The following is a 15,528-nucleotide window of genomic DNA, read 5'->3' as shown; positions in this document are numbered from 1 at the left end:
GGGCCTGGAGACGCTGCTGGAGGAGATCAGGAAGTTGCGGCGGGCCAAGACGCTCGGGTTGCCGGCGGATCTGTTCGGTGGCTATTCGGACCGGCTGGTGGCCTCTTGGCGGGCGCGGGCGATGGCCTCGCATCCGTCGGACTTCGCGGCCAACCCGCCGGCGATCCGGTTGACGTTGATGGCGGCGCTGGCCTGGTCGCGGACGACGGAGATCACCGATGCGCTGGTCGATCTGCTCATCGCCTGGTATCGAAGATCAACACCAGGGCGGAGCGGAAGGTCGAGCGGGCGATAGCGGCGGAGGCCAAGAAGGTGCACCGCAAGAGCGAGAAGCTGTTCTCGATCGCCGAGGCGTCGCTGCGCCGGCCGGAGGGCACGGTCCGGCAGGTGGTGTTTCCGGCGGTGCCGGGCGGGGAGGCGACGCTGCAGGCGCTGGTGACCGAGGCGAAGGCGGACGCCAAGACGTTCAAGGCCCAGGTGCGTACCGTGCTGACCAGCTCGTATTCCTCCTACTACCGGCGGATGCTGCCCAAGTTGCTGGCCGCGCTCGAGTTCAAGTGCAACAACACCGCCTACCGGCCGGTGATGGACGCGCTGGACCTGCTGCAGCGCTACGCCGATATCCCGAACACGACCCGCCACTACGACGCTTCGGAGAACGTCCCGATCGAGGGCGTGGTGCCGGACGGCTGGCTGGAAGCGGTGGTCGATGAGAACGGGGTCATCGAGCGGGCCTCCTACGAGCTGTGCGTGATCGTGTCGTTGAAGGACGCGCTGCGCCGCCGCGAGATCTACGTCGCCGGCGCCCGCCGCTGGCGCAACCCCGACGAGGACTTGCCGACCGACTTCGAGGACAACCGCGATGTCCATTACGAGGAACTGCGTCAGCCGCTGGACGCCACGGTGTTCATCGAGACGTTGAAGGAGGCGATGCGCGCCTCGATGGCGGCGTGCGGGGAAGCGGTGGCCAGGAACAAGTCCGGCGGGACGAAGGTGAAGACGCACCGCGGCGAGCCGCGCTGGCACATCCCCGACCTGGGCAAGCTGACGGTGCCGGAGAACCTGCGGGCTCTGCACACCGAGGTCGCCGTCCGCTGGGGGATCATCGACCTGCTGGACTTCTTGAAGGAGTCGGACTTCGTCACCGACTTCACCGACGCCTTCACCACGGTCGCCACCAGGGAGGCGACCCCGCGCGAGGTGATCCGTAAACGGCTGCTGCTGGTCTTGTACGCACTGGGCACGAATGTCGGGATCAAACGGGTCGCCGACGGCGGCCACCACGGCGAGACCGAAGCGGCCCTGCGCGCGACCCGTCACCTGTTCGTCAACCGCGACAACCTGCGCAAGGCGATCGCCACCCTGGTCAACGCCACCCTGAAGATGCGCGACCCGCTGTGGTGGGGCAACGGCACCGCATGCGCGTCGGACTCCAAGAAGTTCGGGTCATGGTCGTCGAACCTGATGACCGAGTACCACGCCCGCTACGGCGGGCCCGGCGTCATGATCTACTGGCACGTGGACCGCAAGTCGGTGTGCGTCTACTCCCAGCTGCGGACCTGCAACGCCTCCGAGGTCGCCGCGATGATGGAGGGTGTGCTGCGGCACTGCACCGATGCAACCATCGACCGCCAGTACACCGATAGTCATGGCCAGTCGCTGGTCGGGTTCGCCTTCTCCTACCTACTGGGCTTCAAGCTGCTGCCGCGGATGAAGAGGATCGCCCACCAGAAGGTGGTCAAGGCCGATGCCAACGACCAGGTCCCGTCCAGCCTGAGCGGCATGGTGTCCGACAAGCCGATCGACTGGAAGATCATCGCTCAGCAGTACGACCAGATGGTCAAGTACGCCACCGCCCTGCGGCTGGGGACGGGCGAGGCCGAGCAGGTGCTGCGCCGCTTCACCCGCGGCGGCCCCAAGCACCCCACTTACAAGGCCATCGAGGAGCTCGGCAAGGCGGTCAAGAGCGTGTTCGTCGCCGAGTACGTCGCCTCGCAGGAGCTGCGCCGGGAGATCCACGAGGGCCTGCAGGTCGTGGAGAACTGGAATTCGGCCAACACCGACCTGTTCTACGGCAGCGCCGGCACCCTGCCCGGCAGCGACAAGGAGCACCAGGAAGTCTCCATGCTGAGTCTGCACCTGCTGCAGTCGGCGCTGGTGTTCATCAATACGCTGCTGGTGCAGTCCGTCCTGAAGGATCCGGCCTGGCAGGAGAAGATGACCGACGCCGACAAACGCGGCCTTTCGCCGCTGTTCTGGTCCAACGCCAACCTCTACGGGCGGATCGACATCGACATGGACCGCCGCCTCGACCTCGGCCTGGCCGCCTGAGAGCCCGGCGTCACAGGAGGGCGCCGCCAGAGACCTCGATGCGCTGGGCGGTGACCCAGCGCAGTCCCTCGGAGGCCAGCGTAGCGATGGCGTCGCCGATCTCCTCAGGTTCGCCGACGCGGCCGAGCGCGGTCTGTCCGGCCAGAACCTGACGCATTCCGGCGTCGTCCCGCATCGCGCCACCGTTGAAGTCGGTGGCGGTCGGCCCCGGGGCGATGGAGTTGACCCGGATGCCGCGAGGTCCGAGTTCTGCGGCGAGGGTGCGGCTCAGAGCCTCGACGGCGGCCTTCGATGCGGAGTAGACCGAGGTGGCGGGGCTGGTGTGGCGGGTCAGTGACGTCGAGACGTTGATGACCTGGCCGCCCTGGACCAGCAGCGGCATGAGCGACTGGATGAGGAAGAACGTGCCCCGGACGTTGGTGCCCATCACCGTGTCGAAGTCGTCGATCGTGACAGTCTCCAGCGGCCCGAAGACTCCCACTCCCGCGTTGTTGACCAGGATGTCGAGCCGCGAAGCACCCCAGCGCTCCAGCTGCACGCCCAGTTCGGAGGTGAAGGACGCGAAGGAGGAGACGTCACTGATGTCGAGCCCGAGAACAGCGGCAGCCCCACCCACGGCCTGCACCTGTTCCGCCGTCTTCTCAGCCCCGGCCACATCGCCGCGGTGGGTGACCACGACCCGCACCCCGCGTGTGGCCAGGGCGATGGCCGCGCTGCGCCCGAGGCCGCGATTCGCACCGGTCACCAAAGCGATCTTGTCGATTGTCATGAACTTCCTCCACCGTGCGACAACCAGGATGCGTCCAGGTGCCACAGATCAGATGCGAGTCACTCGACTCGCCTTGCTGGTGCACTGTAAGCAGCCCCCCGAGGCGAGTCAAGTGACTCGCCTCGGGACTGCGGCATACTCTCCGCATGGCAGCAGAACTCACCGCGCATCACCGCAGGCTCGCCCAGCAGAAGCGCGAGGCGATCACCTCCGCGGCCACAGAACTGTTCTTGGACCGTGGCTACGACGGCACCTCCCTCGCACGGATCGCCGAAGCGGCCGGGGTCTCGAAGTCCACCTTGTTCAAGCAGTTCCCCACCAAGGCGGCCCTCTTCGAGGCCATCGTCACCGAGTCCTGGCAGCGTGACGCCGGCGATACCGCCGCGCGGCCACAGGCGGGAGATCTGCGCTCTGGGCTGACAGCCATCGGCCACCGATACGCCGACCTGATCGGCCAGCCCCGCATGACAGGCCTGTTCCGGATCGTCATCGCCGAACTGCCTCGTTTCCCCGAGCTGGGACGGATGCAGTTCCAGCTCGGCAAACTGCCCTACTTCGCCTCCGTCCAGCAGTACTTGGAATCCGAGCATGAGGCGGGCAACGCTGATGTGCCCGACGCTGAGAGCGCCGCGAACCAGTTCCTCGGCATGATCGCTAACTACGTCCTGTGGCCCCGCATGCTGCTGACCGGCTGGAATCCCGCAACCTCCGACATCCACAATGCCGTCGAAGAGGCCGTCCAGACGATGCTCGCCAGATACACCCCCGACCCGCCGGCCTGACCCGAAGCCGGAACTTCGACCCTGACGCGCAATGCCAAAGACCGCGACGCCTTGACCCGCGATACCTGTCGGGAAACCGCGGTTTCCCGACAGGTCGCCCGACCAGCTCCCGACGCCTCAGAAAACCGGACACCACGGGATGAAATATCGCTCTGGGCGGCTGATTGTCAGCGAAGATTGACGACAGGATTTCCTGACAGATAGAACGGGGCGCCACGCCCCCTTTCCGAGGAGTCCCGGTGCAGATCGTCTACTCCCGCGTCTCCACCGCGTCCCAGTCCCTGCTCCGCCAGCGGCACATCCTGACCGAGGCCGGCCTCCTCGTGCGAACCGAAGGAGTCGCCGAGGGATTCCACCCCGCAGACGGCGTCCTCCTCTTCGAGGACCCCGCCACCACTTCCAAGATCCCCGCCCTGGACCGCCCCGCGTTCGGCAAGATCGCCGCCAAGGCGCACCCCGGCGACACCCTCACCGTCTCCGAACTCTTCCGCCTCTGCCGCGATCTCATCGACATCCACAACGTCCGCGGCTGGTGCCAAGCTCGCGGCGTCACCCTACGCGTCCTGTCCGGCCCGCTGTCGAACTTCCAGAACCTCGCCGCCAACGACGCCACCACAGACCTGATCATCAACGTGATCACCGCCGTCGGCCAATTCCAGCGCGACCTGCAGAACGAACTCACCGACGAAGGGATCGCGGCAGCCGAGGCCGAAGGCCGCTACCGCGGCCGCCCACCCGCCTCAACGCCGACCAGCGTGAAGAAGCCAGGAACGCATACCAGGAACGGGGCACCTCGATCGCCGCGCTCGCCCGCGCCCACGGCGTCAGCCGCGCCGCCATACGAACCGCCCTCGCCGATCTCCTTCCAGATCGCCTTTGAAGGCCGGCTCACCCCCACCAGCCACTAACACCCACAACAATCAAGATCAGCCGTTAAGTTGACAGTCCCGCTGGGGGGGTCGCCTTCGGGAGGAGGACGCCTTGCAGGGTGCGCTGCGGCTGGAGCGGGACGTCGGTGGCGTCGGTGGCGGGCGTGGGTTCGGTGGCGCGGGTTTGCTGTTCGACGGGCCGCGCCGGGCTGGGGGCACCTGGTGGGGGGCTGTGCGGGCCGTCGTCGTGCTTGGCCAGGAGGCCGGTCAGCCGGTTGTGCAGGGGGGCGCGCACTACGGTGGCGGGCCCGGGGCCGGCCGGGGGCTGTGTGGTGTCGGTGGTGCGCGCCGCGGCGATGGCACGGGCCCGTTCGATCAGTTCGGCCCGGCGGGCGGCGTTGGCGGCGTTGGCCGCCTCGTTGGCGGCCAGGAGCGCGGCGTGCCGGGCGCCGTCGTCGTCCACCGCGATGGCCGGCGGCGCGACGATCAGCACATCGCGCCTGCCGCGCCGCCGAGGCCGGTCGAGGTCGCCGTTCTCGGCCGGGTCGGACCGACGCCCTTGGGAGGGGGGTTGCGGGGCGCTGGGAGCCGCTTGTGTAATAACCCCGGAGTTCGTTGAGTAGTTCAGCATGGTCATAGCCGCAGGACCTGGGCATACCTCCTGGGATCCCTGATTCTTTCGAGAATGATGAGACTTCAGGGATTCTGAAGGTCTATCGTCCTCGTTGTTCGTCTTGCATAGATGGCGAAGACGAGGAGGCCGGAGTTGGCGCTGGCTGTGGTGAAGGATCTTCGCGTGGCCCGGGCCCCGGCCACAGCCGAGGACCTGGAGGCGCTGGAGACCGATGTACTGGCCGGGTTCGTGCTGGCTCGGGCGGCGGCGGGGCTGTCGGACGGCACGATCTCCTCGGATGTGGTGCATCTGGAGCAGGTGCGGGCCTGGTTCGGGCGGCCGCTGTGGGAGATGGAGCCCGCCGACGCCGACGCGTACTTCGGCAAGGTGCTGCGTGGCGCCGCCAAGGGCACCCGCCTGGCCAGGGTCCAGGCGATCAAGACGTACTTCCTGTTTCTCGAGCTCCGCCACAAGATCGAGATTCATCAGATGACCGGCCGCGTTGTCGAGTGTCCGATCGATGAGATGAACCGGCCGCGCGGCCGGCAGGAGGGTCGGCTGCGGATCCCGCCCACCGCCGATCAGGTGGGCCGGTTGTTCGCCGGGTGGCGCAAAGATCTGGTGCCCTGCCGTAAGTTCGCCCCGGGCGCTCGCAACTACACCGCCGCCAAGCTGATGAGCGAGGTCGGGCTGCGCGTCAACGAGACGTGCAAGCTGGATTTGACCGACATCAAGTGGGACCTGGGCCGGTTCGGCAAGCTGCACGTCCGGCATGGCAAGGGCGCCCGCGGCTGGGCCCGCCACAAGCTGGCCTGCGCGCTCACGCTCGGCGCCACCGGGCTGCCGTGCGTCCAGGCCGGAGTCGAACTGCTCATCGACACCGGCATCTGGCTGCACCGGCCCGACTTCGTCGAGCAGTTCATCACCATCGACGCGAGCGTGGCCACGGCGTTGGCGTTCATCGACTGGGACGCCGCGATCGCCGCCCTGGACGCCGGGCGGTTGCCCTGCAGCGGTGGCGAGCGCGCCGTCCTGCGGATCGCCGCCGGCATGAGCGGCGGCATCCCGCTGGACCTGCACGACGCGCTCACCAGCCTGGATCAGATCAACCTGGCCCCGACCGCGGCCGCGGTCGAGCACGCGGCCGGACTGCCAGCGTCCGGAAGGGAGCACGCATGAAGTGGAACCTGCGCCTGGCCGCCGCCCACCGCGGCATCTGGAAGGCCAGCGACCTGCAGCGCATGCTCGCCGAGCATGGGCTGGTCATCAGCGCCGGGCCCTGATCGCGTTGCGGTCGCTGTTCTCCCGCGCCAAGAAGAACGGCACAATCTTCCGCGACCCCACCCGCCGCCTCAGGGTCGGTCAATACCCCTACGGCGTTCTGCAACCGCTGCTCACCGGTGACATCGATCGATCCGTCCAAGCCGCCACCACTCCGGCGGCCCGGGTCATGGTCGCGCTCGCCGGAGTCCACGCCGCCCGCGCGGCCGACATGCTCGCGCTGCGCCTGGACGACGTCGACCTCGGCAACCGCCGCATCGTCATCGCCAGCCGGGCCCGCCCACTCGACGACCTCACGCACCGGCTGCTCCTCGACTGGCTCCGCCATCGCGCCGCCCGCTGGCCCAACACCGCCAACCCACACCTGCTCATCAACCACATCACCGCCACGACCACGGCGCCGGCCAGCGGCCAGGGAGCCTCGCTGATCCTGCACAAACAGGCCGCCACCCTGGAACGCCTGCGCATCGATCGGATCCTCGAAGAAGCCCTCGCCTGCGGCGGCGACCCACTGCATCTCGCCTCGGTCTTCGGCCTCGACACCAAGACCGCCATCCGCTACGCCGACTCCGCCCGGCAGCTCCTGATCACGGCTGCTGAGGAACAAGACCTCGCCGGTTCCGGCGAACCCAAGGGTCGAAACCATCCCTAGAACGTGAAGACCCTCGGGTTCATCCTGAAGACCCTTCAGTTCGCACGAACTCTGGGAGATCTAGGGGGCCAGACCAAGTACGAGAGAAAGGGGCAGTGTCCTGCCCTACCTGAGAGATCGCCTGATCAGTGGGTACGGCGGCGGGGCGCCAGGACCTCGGTGACCTTGGCGATCGCCTCGGGTCCGGGGTTGACGTAGCGCATGGCGGTGCGGGGGTTCTTGTGCCGGGTCTTGCCCATGATCAGCTGCAGCGGCACGTCGGCCTCGCCCAGGTGGGTGGCCGCCGAATGGCGTAGCTGGTGCAGATCGAGCCCGGCATGCTGGCCGAGTAGGACACGGGCGCGGTCGTAGCCGAGGCGGGCGCGGCCGGTGTGCGGGCAGATATCGGCGGCCGCGGGCCGTCGGGCGGGCACGGGCCTGCGTTCGGCGAGGAAGAGCGGTCCGTGAGTGCGTGAGGATCCGTCCGGCAGCCGCAACAGGCGGGGTAGCAGGTGGGCGGTGCCGGTGTCCCAGTACACCCACTCGATCGCGCCACCCTTCGAGCGGACCGGGGCCCGCCGGTTCTCTAGGTCGAGGTCGTCGACGTTGAGCGCGAGGATCTCGGCGGCGCGGGCGGCGGTCTCATACAGCATGCGCCACAGCGTCTTCTCCCGCAGCGGGATGTCTCGACGTGACAGCAGCCGGTGCAGCGTGGTCTTGGCCACGGCCCGGGTTCCGTCAACGTGCTCTTTGCGGCATTCGGCCTCGGCCGGCACCGACGGCGCCACCCACCGCTTCACGCTCCGGCACCACGACAGCCAGGAGGAGACCGCGGCCCGGTTACGGTTCCAGGTCGCCGGCGCGCGCCCGCCCCACAGCTCGATCAGCGCCTGGCCGACCTCGTCATCGGAAATCTCGCCCAGCAACCGGTCCCGGCCAAGGACTCCAGCCGTGCGGTCGATGGCGGAGGCGTAGGCGCGGTGGGTGTTCGGGTTGGCCAGCCGGTTGGTGGCCAGGAACGCCTCGGCGGCCGCGGCCAGGTCGACCCCATCACCACGTAGCGCGGCGACCTTCCGTGCGCCGGCGGCGCTCACGCCGACCACCGTCCGATGGAGCCGAGGGCGAGCGGACCGCCGGGCTCGGGGCGACCCGCCGCTTCGATGTACCGGATAACGTGCCCGAGTCGCGCACTCCCGCCGGAGACGGTTCCGCAGGTCGGCGCGCGGCCATGATCGCTCATGTGCGTGATAATAGACTTTTATCACGTACATGAGTGATCACTTTTCGTGTCGGTGGATTAGACGGTGAGGACCACCTTGCCGCGCACGTGGCCGCTCTCGACGAGGCGATGAGCAGCGACGGCCTCGCGTAGAGGGAACGTCCGGACGGGCAGAGTCAGCCGACCGGTCACCGCCTTGCCGACGATCTCGCGCAGGGCGGGAAGCGAGCGGCCTCCGACTCGCCGCACCCCGTGTTCCTCGACGGCACGCTGGTCGACGGTCGTCCCGATGCGGTGGCGGTCCTGGACCAGGGCGAGGCTGGTGGTGATGGCTTCACCGCCGATGAGGTCCAGGACGACGTCGACTCCGTCCGGTACGAGAGCGCGGACGCGGTCGAGCAGTCCAGGACCGTAGGTGGTGGGGGTAGCGCCGAGGCTACGCAGGTAGTCGTGGTTGTTCTCGCTGGCGGTGCCGATGACCCGTGCCTCCAGCTCGCGCGCGAGCTGGGTGGCGATGGTGCCGACACCGCCGGCCGCGGCATGGATCAGGAGGACATCGCCGGGTCCCACACCCAGCTGAGACAGCGCGGTGTGGGCGGTTTGCCCGGCGGCGGGCAGGCCCGCGGCCAGCTCCCACGGGACCGATGGCGGTTTCACGACCAGGCCGGTGGTGTCGACGACCAGGACTTCCGCATAGGCCTGCGCGGTGGCCGAGCCCACCACGTCGGTGCCGACGGCGACGACGCTGTCGGCACCGACGTCGGGGCCGAGGGCGATGACCGTTCCGGCGAACTCGTTGCCCAGGCGTTGGGGGAAACTGGCGGGGTGGGTGCCGGCGAAGTCACCGCGGCGGAGCTTGCAGTCGACCGGGTTGACTCCGGCTGCGCGGATCCGCACGAGTGCCTGGCCGGGTCCCGGCCGGGGGGTCTCGATCTGCAGGGGCTGCAGGACTTCCGGGGGGCCGAAGCGGGTCAGTGCGATGACGGTCGGCATGGAGGGGGCTCCTTGGGGCGCGTGGTGGTCACCGGCGCTCAGCCGGTCAGGGCGTAGGGGCGGGCTGTGCGGGCGGCACGCAGGGCTGTCCCCCACCAAGTCAGCCGGTCGAACAGGGTGTGCGCCGCGGCCTCGGCGGATTTGGCGGTGGCGGGGTCGGTGACGCGTCCGTTCTGGTCCACGTGGTCGTGCGGGGAGTGGAAGCTGACCGTGTCGCGCAGGGTGACGGCATGGAGCTCGGCGAGGACCTGGCGCAGTTGTTCGACGGCGCGCAGCCCGCCGGCGAGTCCGCCGTAGGAGACGAATCCGACGGGCTTGGCGGCCCACTCGTTGCGCACGGTGTCGATCGCGAGTTTCAGTGAGGCGGGGTAGCCATGGTTGTATTCGCAGGTCACGACGAGGATGGCGTCGGCGTCGCCGATGCGGTCGATGAACTCCGCTGCGTGGGCCGAGCCGCTGAGGTCGGCGGGCAGGTGGAGTTCGGCCAGGTCGATAACGTCGGTGGCGAACTCCGGCCGCCCGGTGGCGATGCCGGCGGTCCAGTGGCCGATGGCTGCGCCGAAGCGGCCCTGGCGGGTGCTGGCGATGATCAGTGCCAGGCGCAGAGGCTGGTCGTTCACGGGCGGGTTTCCTTGTCCTCGTGGTGGGCGTCCTCGTGGCGGGCGCGTGCGGCGTCACGCACGGCGGTGAGGCCGGCCGCCAGTTGCTCGCGCTGCGGGTGTGAGAGCCGGCCGAAGGAGAGTCGTTCCAGTTCGGCCCAGGCGGTTCGGATGCGGGGGCACAGGGCGCGTCCGGTGCTGGTGAGATCGACGTTCATTGCGCGCTGGTCGGTCTGGGAGGGTGTCCGCACGATGAGCTCGGCGCGTTGCATGGCCTGCAGGGTCGCGGTCACCGTGGAGCGGTCGCGGCCCAGGAAACGGACGAGCTCGGCCTGCGGCGTCTGGCCGTGGTCCTGCAGGTACAGCAGGACCACCTCCTGTGGGGCCACCAGGCCCAGGTTGGCCAGGAGCGAGGCGGCCAAGGCGGCGTGGGCCCGCACTGCCTGCAGCAACAGCGAGCCGAGGGGGGCCTCGGCGATCTGAACTCCCGGGTGGGACCTCGCCGCCTGCTCAGAGCTTTTTGTTGGCATGCCAACATCGTAACGCGCATACTGCTGGCATGCCAACAAAATCTGGTGCCCTCGATCCGTTGGAGCCGGCTCTGATGCGTCATGCCGTGATCTTGATGATCGGCGGCCTGGCGTCCCTGCTCAACACCACCATCGTGGGAGTCGCCCTGGAGGATGCCCGGATCGCCCTGGCCGCCGACACCGAGCAGATCCAGTGGGTGGTGACCGCCCACCTCCTCACGCTGGCCGTGGTCGTCCCCGCGATGCCCTGGGCGCTCAGCCGCGTCGGCCCCCGGACACTGTGGCGGAGCAGCCTGCTCATCTTCGCCGTGGCCTCGCTGCTGTGCGGAACTGCATGGTCCACCCCCAGCCTCATCGTCTTCCGCATCCTGCAGGGGATCGGCGGCGGGCTGATCCTGCCCGTGTCGCAGACGATCCTTGCCACCATGGCGGGACCACGGCGGCTGGGCCGGGTGATGGCACTGGTCGCGGTGCCCGGCCAGCTCGCGCCACTCCTCGGACCGGTCCTCGGCGGCATATTGATCGACGGTCCCGGATGGCGGTGGGTGTTCTGGGTCAGCGTTCCGCTGAGCATCGCCGCTCTGGTCCTGTCCTGGCATGGACTTCCCGACACCGTGCCCGCCGACCCGCGGCCCTTCGACCTGCGCGGACTGCTCCTGTTGTGCCCTGGACTGGCGGTCCTGCTGTACGGCGGCACCCGGCTGACGGCCTCCACCGACGTCCTCGGCGCCGGGTCGATCGCGCTCGGTATCGTGCTGCTGCTCGGCTACACGCACCGAGCCCTCCGCCGTCGTCATCCCCTGGTGGACCTACGGTTGTTCGGCGATCGTGCATTCGCCCTGTCCTGCGGGCTGATGATGCTGGCCGGCGCGTCAATCTTCGGCCCCATGGTGCTGCTGCCACTGTTCTACCAGCAGGTACGCGGTGCCACCGGCGTGGAAACAGGCCTGCTGCTGGCTCCACTGGCACTCGGCACCATGGCCGCGCTGCCCCTGGCCGGACGGCTTACCGACCGCTTCGGACCCCGCGTGCTGCTCATCGCCGGCACGGTCGTGGCCGCCGCAGGCACTGTGCCCTATGTGGCCGTGCCCGGCGCGAGCGATCCGGCGCTGAGCGTCGCTCTGTTCTTGCGTGGTGTCGGGCTCGGCCTGGCCACCGTCCCCATCGCCGCCGCCGCGTACATGCGGTTGTCACCTGAGGCCGTTCCCGAGGCGACCACCCTGCTCAGCGTCATTCAACGCATCGGTGGCTCCTTCGGCACGGCTTTCCTTCTCGCCATCGTGGCCCGCCACCTCGCCACCGGTGGCTCTGCCCCGCAGGCGTACGCGATTGCCTTCGGCGCCACCCTCATCCTCTCCCTGCTCGCCCTCGCTCCAGCGGCGCTGTTGCCACGGCGCGATCCCGTCTCCCCAGACTCCGACACCACGGGCGCAGCCGCTGGGCCAGTTCGTTGAGCTGGGCTTTGTGCCATCGAACGCCGCGGCATCGTGATCGAAACCTGAGTCGCCGCTCAAGCCCTCCGGCGGGTAGCGCAGGGCGAACAAGCTCACGGGGCGCCGGCCACATGATCTGGCGGCTTCGAGAACCTCAGGCGGCCAGGTCGACCGCAGCGAAGTCGACCTCCTTCAGGAGGGGATCGAACGGGTCGGGCTGGCGGTGTAGGTCGTCGGTGGCGTAGGCGCCGAAGCGGCTGATGTGGGCCCGCAGGTAGGGGGCGATCTGGCCGAGCTGGTCGGCGGTGATGTTCCAACCTTCGGCGACCAGCTGCCGCACGATGTCGGAGATGTCCAGGGCGTTGTGGAAGACGACCAGGTTGGCCAGCAGGGTGTTGAACTTGATCAGTTTCTCCTGCTCTTCGGGGTCGTTGTCGGCCAGTACGCCGCCGAAGCCGAGCCATTTGGCGAAGCCGTTGTAGGACTCGACCTTGTTGGTCGCCGCGGTGACGCGTGCCCGGAGCGCCGGGTCTGCCAGGTACCGGAGCAGGGCGACGGTGCGGACGCTGCGGCCGACCTCTCGAAAGGCCTTGTAGATGCGGTTCTTGCGGGAGTTGGACCGCAGGCGGCGCATCAGCGTGGCCGAGCTCAGTCGGCCCTCGCTGATGGAGATCGCCACCTGCATCAGGTCGATCCAGTGCTTGTCGATGAGCTTCCAGTCGATGACGTTGCGGCCGCTCTCGCCGAACAGCTGGTCGATGTGCGGGTAGGCGATCTTCTCCGAGGCGCGGAAGAAGATCAGGTCCTTGAAGTTGCGGATGCGCGGCATCAGGTCGAACCCGAACAAGGTCGCCAGGGCGAAGACCGGGAAGTTCTGGCCTTGGGTGTCGGCGTGCACGGTGGAGGGCTGGATGTCGGAGGTGTTGGCCAGCAGCCCTTCGACCAGGTACACCGCCTCCCACACCCCGCACGGGATGAACCGGGAGAACAGCGCCACGTAGGTGTCGGAGATGTAGTGGTAGGCGATGCCGCCGAATCCTCCGTACCGGATGCTGGTCTCGGCCAGGAGATTATCGATGTAGGTGTCCACTTGGGTGCCGTCGGCGGCCACCGTGCTGCCGTCGCCCCATGCCTTGACCACGTCCAGTTCGGCGAAGGCGTTGACCACATCGGCGATCGCGGCGTTCAGCTTCTTCAGGGTGATGTGCCGGTTGCGTACCATGGACAGCTCGCGGGCGGTGACGCCGGCGATGTGCTTGGCCGCCTCGTACGGGCCGATGTTGATCCCGCCGCTGAACACCGCCAGCGAGTACCGTCCCAGCTTGTCCTTGATTTTGGGGTCGGAGCCGGAAGCGGGGCCGAAGTGGCGATACCAGCTCAGCCAGTAGGCAGTGCGGGCGACGATCGACAGCAGCGAACGTTCGGGCATGCGCCGTTCGATCTCGGCCGCCAGGCGCTCGGCGTCGATGCTGGCGTCCTTGCCGCGGCGGCGTTTGAGACTGGGCACACCGTTGTCGTCGATGACCAGGTCGGCGTTGTCGAGGTAGCCGGCGTCCAGGTGCGCGGCCGCGGTCAGGTGGGCGTTCTTGAGGTGGGCGACGAAGCCGGCGGGGGTGTCGGGCAGACCGACCTTCTCGCAGAACGCCGCCAGCCGTGGCTGGCATTCTTCCCAGGGCAGCAGGTGGGCGCTCCAGTCGGCGTACTCGCCTGAGCCGAGCACGGCCACGTCGCCGGTGCGCAGTTCCTCGGCCAGGTAGCAGAACACCATGGCCTCGAAGTGCCGCCGCGCCACCATGCCGGGGCGGCGCCGGTCGGTCACCGCGCGCCGCCAGTTGCCCGAGGCGAACGCGATCCCTGACTCCGGTGAATCCTCCTCTACCGGTGGTGGAAGCGGGATGAAGTCGCGGCGCTGTGGTGAGTGCTCGCGGGCGTGCGCCAGCGCGGCCAGCACTGAATCGTCACTGGAGGTGGCCTTCAGCTGCAGCTTGCCCGCCAGCTCGAACAGCGCCGGCCGGTCCTTCTTGTAGAACCGGTACACCAGCAACTCGTAGGCGTAGCCGTGGAAGGCGGCGACCTCCTCGATGTCGGCCAGCTGCGCGGCGAACCCGCCGGCCTGCTCCACCGCCGCCCGCACCGCCTGCACGCTGTGGGTCTGCACCACGAGCGCTGACAGCATCTCGCCGAGCGCCTGAACCTGCCCGGCGCCCGCCGCGCAGGAGCTCACCGCCTCCATCGCCCGCGCCACCGCCTCGCGCCCGACGGCGGCGGTCTCGCTGCCGGGGTCCAGGCGTTCCAGCACCTGACGGTAGGTGCCGATCAGCCGCTCGCTGGTCGCGCGCTGGCGGGCGCGGATCTCCTCCAGCTCCGCCTTGGCCCGTTTGACGTGGGAGGCCATCCGCTTGCACAGCATCTCGGCCAGGTCATCACGGGCCCGCATCCGTGCGGTGTGCGTCAGGCACGCCAGCAACGCCACCTGCTTGACCGGGTCGTAGCGCGACAGAATGTCGGCGTCCTGAGCGTCGGCCTCCCCCGCGAAATCCGCAATCTTGGATGGCGCGATGCCTTCCAACCACGCGTCGGTGTCGCCCAGCGCGTCCACCTGATCCAGCCACGACACCTGCTCCCTGAACCGGGACCACGTGGCTCGCTGGGCGGGCTTCTTGAGCCGGTTGAACGTCGATTTCCCGTCCGGCCCGACGACCAGCAAGCCCTCCATGCGGGCCCGGCCGGCCTCGCCCATCCGCTCCAGGATCGTGGCGAAGATCACGGCGTTCACCTCAGCGCGGATACTGGTGGCGACGTCCTCCAACGTCGTGTACCCGAGCAGTTCCAGCCGCAGCCGGAGCAACTCCTCGATCGCCACGTTGATCAGGTCCGCCGGGTTGTTCTTGGCTCGGGCCGCCTTCCGGATCGCCGCCGCGGCGATCGCCCGGGCCCGGCCCGCGTCGTACTTCACGCCCTGACGCTGGCGCACCAGCTTGCGATGCGCCTTCGCGCTCCGTGAGGAGCCATGGTCCGGCCAGACGTCGTCGGGCAACTCCAGGCAGCGTCGAACATGGTCGATCACCACGTCAGGGACCTCGTCCGGAGAGGGGAATCGCGCCATCTTCTGGAAGCACTTCAACGCCAGCACCAGCGCGAAGCACGACTCCCGGCTGCCAGTGCGCTGTTCGGCCCAGGTCACCTCTTCGGGCGACGGCGTGAAAAAACACGTGCAGCACCCTCGCCGACGTCAACCGCTTGAACTGCGGATAGGCGGTGCGCTCGATCCACGTCATTCCAGGCCCGTTCCTTGCCTCGGTCCCCGGCGTCTAGGCCGTGTTTCGAAAGATCACGTGTGAGGCGTGTCGATGATCGTTGAACGAAGAGGTCTCCGGTAGTTGGTTCAACGACCAAGAAGAACGAAATACCGGAGACCTCGTGGCCAGCGTAGTGGTGGCGAGGCGGCACGACCTCGCTGACGCGCAGTGGGCGGCGC

At 68.5% G+C, this 15,528-nt stretch carries 13 protein-coding genes and 1 pseudogene; 6 read left to right on the top strand and 8 right to left on the bottom strand.

Annotated features, from left to right (window positions below; all coding sequences use genetic code 11):
• Positions 1–81: 81 nt before the first annotated feature.
• On the bottom strand, positions 82–240 hold the full coding sequence (locus ACTWPV_RS45395; protein ID WP_443156644.1) for a hypothetical protein: 159 nt from the start codon (positions 238–240) through the stop codon (positions 82–84).
• Here ACTWPV_RS45395 and ACTWPV_RS45390 point away from each other — a divergent pair.
• Entirely contained in the window at positions 193–2,331 is a 2,139-nt protein-coding gene (locus ACTWPV_RS45390; RefSeq protein ID WP_443156638.1) for a Tn3 family transposase, read from the top strand. The genes ACTWPV_RS45395 and ACTWPV_RS45390 overlap by 48 nt on opposite strands.
• Before the next feature lie 10 nt (positions 2,332–2,341).
• On the opposite strand, the gene ACTWPV_RS45385 is transcribed toward ACTWPV_RS45390, so the two are convergent.
• Positions 2,342–3,100 carry an SDR family NAD(P)-dependent oxidoreductase gene (locus ACTWPV_RS45385; RefSeq protein ID WP_443156565.1) on the bottom strand — a complete coding sequence of 253 codons (759 nt, stop codon included), beginning with the start codon at positions 3,098–3,100 and terminating at the stop codon, positions 2,342–2,344.
• A 146-nt stretch (positions 3,101–3,246) separates the two neighbouring features.
• On the opposite strand from ACTWPV_RS45385, the gene ACTWPV_RS45380 reads away from it, so the two are divergent.
• Entirely contained in the window at positions 3,247–3,882 is a 636-nt protein-coding gene (locus ACTWPV_RS45380) for a TetR/AcrR family transcriptional regulator (protein ID WP_443156564.1), read from the top strand.
• A gap of 239 nt (positions 3,883–4,121) precedes the next feature.
• The gene (locus ACTWPV_RS45375; protein WP_443156563.1) at positions 4,122–4,790 is read left to right on the top strand and encodes a recombinase family protein; all 669 of its coding nucleotides are present in this window, start codon (positions 4,122–4,124) and stop codon (positions 4,788–4,790) included.
• Positions 4,791–4,815: 25 nt separating this feature from the next.
• On the opposite strand, the gene ACTWPV_RS45370 is transcribed toward ACTWPV_RS45375, so the two are convergent.
• The gene (locus tag ACTWPV_RS45370; RefSeq protein WP_443156562.1) at positions 4,816–5,244 is read right to left on the bottom strand and encodes a hypothetical protein; all 429 of its coding nucleotides are present in this window, start codon (positions 5,242–5,244) and stop codon (positions 4,816–4,818) included.
• A gap of 303 nt (positions 5,245–5,547) precedes the next feature.
• Here ACTWPV_RS45370 and ACTWPV_RS45365 point away from each other — a divergent pair, with 303 nt between their 5' ends.
• On the top strand, positions 5,548–6,543 hold the full coding sequence (locus tag ACTWPV_RS45365) for a hypothetical protein (protein ID WP_443156561.1): 996 nt from the start codon (positions 5,548–5,550) through the stop codon (positions 6,541–6,543).
• Positions 6,544–6,652: 109 nt separating this feature from the next.
• Positions 6,653–7,297: a hypothetical protein gene (locus ACTWPV_RS45360; RefSeq protein WP_443156560.1), complete on the top strand. Its 645-nt coding sequence runs from the start codon at positions 6,653–6,655 to the stop codon at positions 7,295–7,297.
• A 125-nt stretch (positions 7,298–7,422) separates the two neighbouring features.
• On the opposite strand, the gene ACTWPV_RS45355 is transcribed toward ACTWPV_RS45360, so the two are convergent.
• The 4 genes from ACTWPV_RS45355 to ACTWPV_RS45340 all read right to left on the bottom strand — a co-directional run bounded on the left by ACTWPV_RS45355 (position 7,423) and on the right by ACTWPV_RS45340 (position 10,617).
• Positions 7,423–8,370 (bottom strand): tyrosine-type recombinase/integrase, encoded by a 948-nt coding sequence (locus ACTWPV_RS45355; RefSeq protein ID WP_443156559.1) that lies wholly within the window; start codon positions 8,368–8,370, stop codon positions 7,423–7,425.
• A 203-nt stretch (positions 8,371–8,573) separates the two neighbouring features.
• Entirely contained in the window at positions 8,574–9,488 is a 915-nt protein-coding gene (locus ACTWPV_RS45350) for an NADP-dependent oxidoreductase (RefSeq protein ID WP_443156558.1), read from the bottom strand.
• A 38-nt stretch (positions 9,489–9,526) separates the two neighbouring features.
• A complete protein-coding gene (locus ACTWPV_RS45345; RefSeq protein ID WP_443156557.1) occupies positions 9,527–10,108 on the bottom strand; it encodes an NADPH-dependent FMN reductase in 582 nt (193 codons plus the stop codon).
• A complete protein-coding gene (locus ACTWPV_RS45340) occupies positions 10,105–10,617 on the bottom strand; it encodes a MarR family winged helix-turn-helix transcriptional regulator (protein WP_443156556.1) in 513 nt (170 codons plus the stop codon). The genes ACTWPV_RS45345 and ACTWPV_RS45340 overlap by 4 nt, the downstream gene beginning before the upstream one ends.
• Positions 10,618–10,691: 74 nt before the next feature.
• Between ACTWPV_RS45340 and ACTWPV_RS45335 the strand changes: the two genes are divergently transcribed.
• Positions 10,692–12,071, top strand: coding sequence for a DHA2 family efflux MFS transporter permease subunit (locus ACTWPV_RS45335; RefSeq protein WP_443156555.1), 1,380 nt, complete (start codon positions 10,692–10,694; stop codon positions 12,069–12,071).
• Positions 12,072–12,204: 133 nt separating this feature from the next.
• On the opposite strand, the pseudogene ACTWPV_RS45330 reads toward ACTWPV_RS45335, so the two are convergent.
• Positions 12,205–15,328 (bottom strand): annotated as a pseudogene (locus ACTWPV_RS45330) (Tn3 family transposase).
• Between the last annotated feature and the right edge of the window lie 200 nt (positions 15,329–15,528).

Origin of the sequence: Nonomuraea sp. KM88 (assembly GCF_052245635.1) — a bacterium.
GTDB lineage: Bacteria > Actinomycetota > Actinomycetes > Streptosporangiales > Streptosporangiaceae > Nonomuraea.
Note: the sequence above shows the minus strand (reverse complement) of the source record. Positions and strands in the feature narration are given on the sequence as shown.

What these genes read in the sequence shown, in the direction of transcription:
- ACTWPV_RS45395 (WP_443156644.1), bottom strand. Translation starts at nt 240, where the DNA reads ATGAGCAGATCGACCAGCGCATCGGTGATCTCCGTCGTCCGCGACCAG.
- ACTWPV_RS45385 (WP_443156565.1), bottom strand. Translation starts at nt 3,100, where the DNA reads ATGACAATCGACAAGATCGCTTTGGTGACCGGTGCGAATCGCGGCCTC.
- ACTWPV_RS45380 (WP_443156564.1), top strand. Translation starts at nt 3,247, where the DNA reads ATGGCAGCAGAACTCACCGCGCATCACCGCAGGCTCGCCCAGCAGAAG.
- ACTWPV_RS45350 (WP_443156558.1), bottom strand. Translation starts at nt 9,488, where the DNA reads ATGCCGACCGTCATCGCACTGACCCGCTTCGGCCCCCCGGAAGTCCTG.
- ACTWPV_RS45340 (WP_443156556.1), bottom strand. Translation starts at nt 10,617, where the DNA reads ATGCCAACAAAAAGCTCTGAGCAGGCGGCGAGGTCCCACCCGGGAGTT.
- ACTWPV_RS45335 (WP_443156555.1), top strand. Translation starts at nt 10,692, where the DNA reads ATGCGTCATGCCGTGATCTTGATGATCGGCGGCCTGGCGTCCCTGCTC.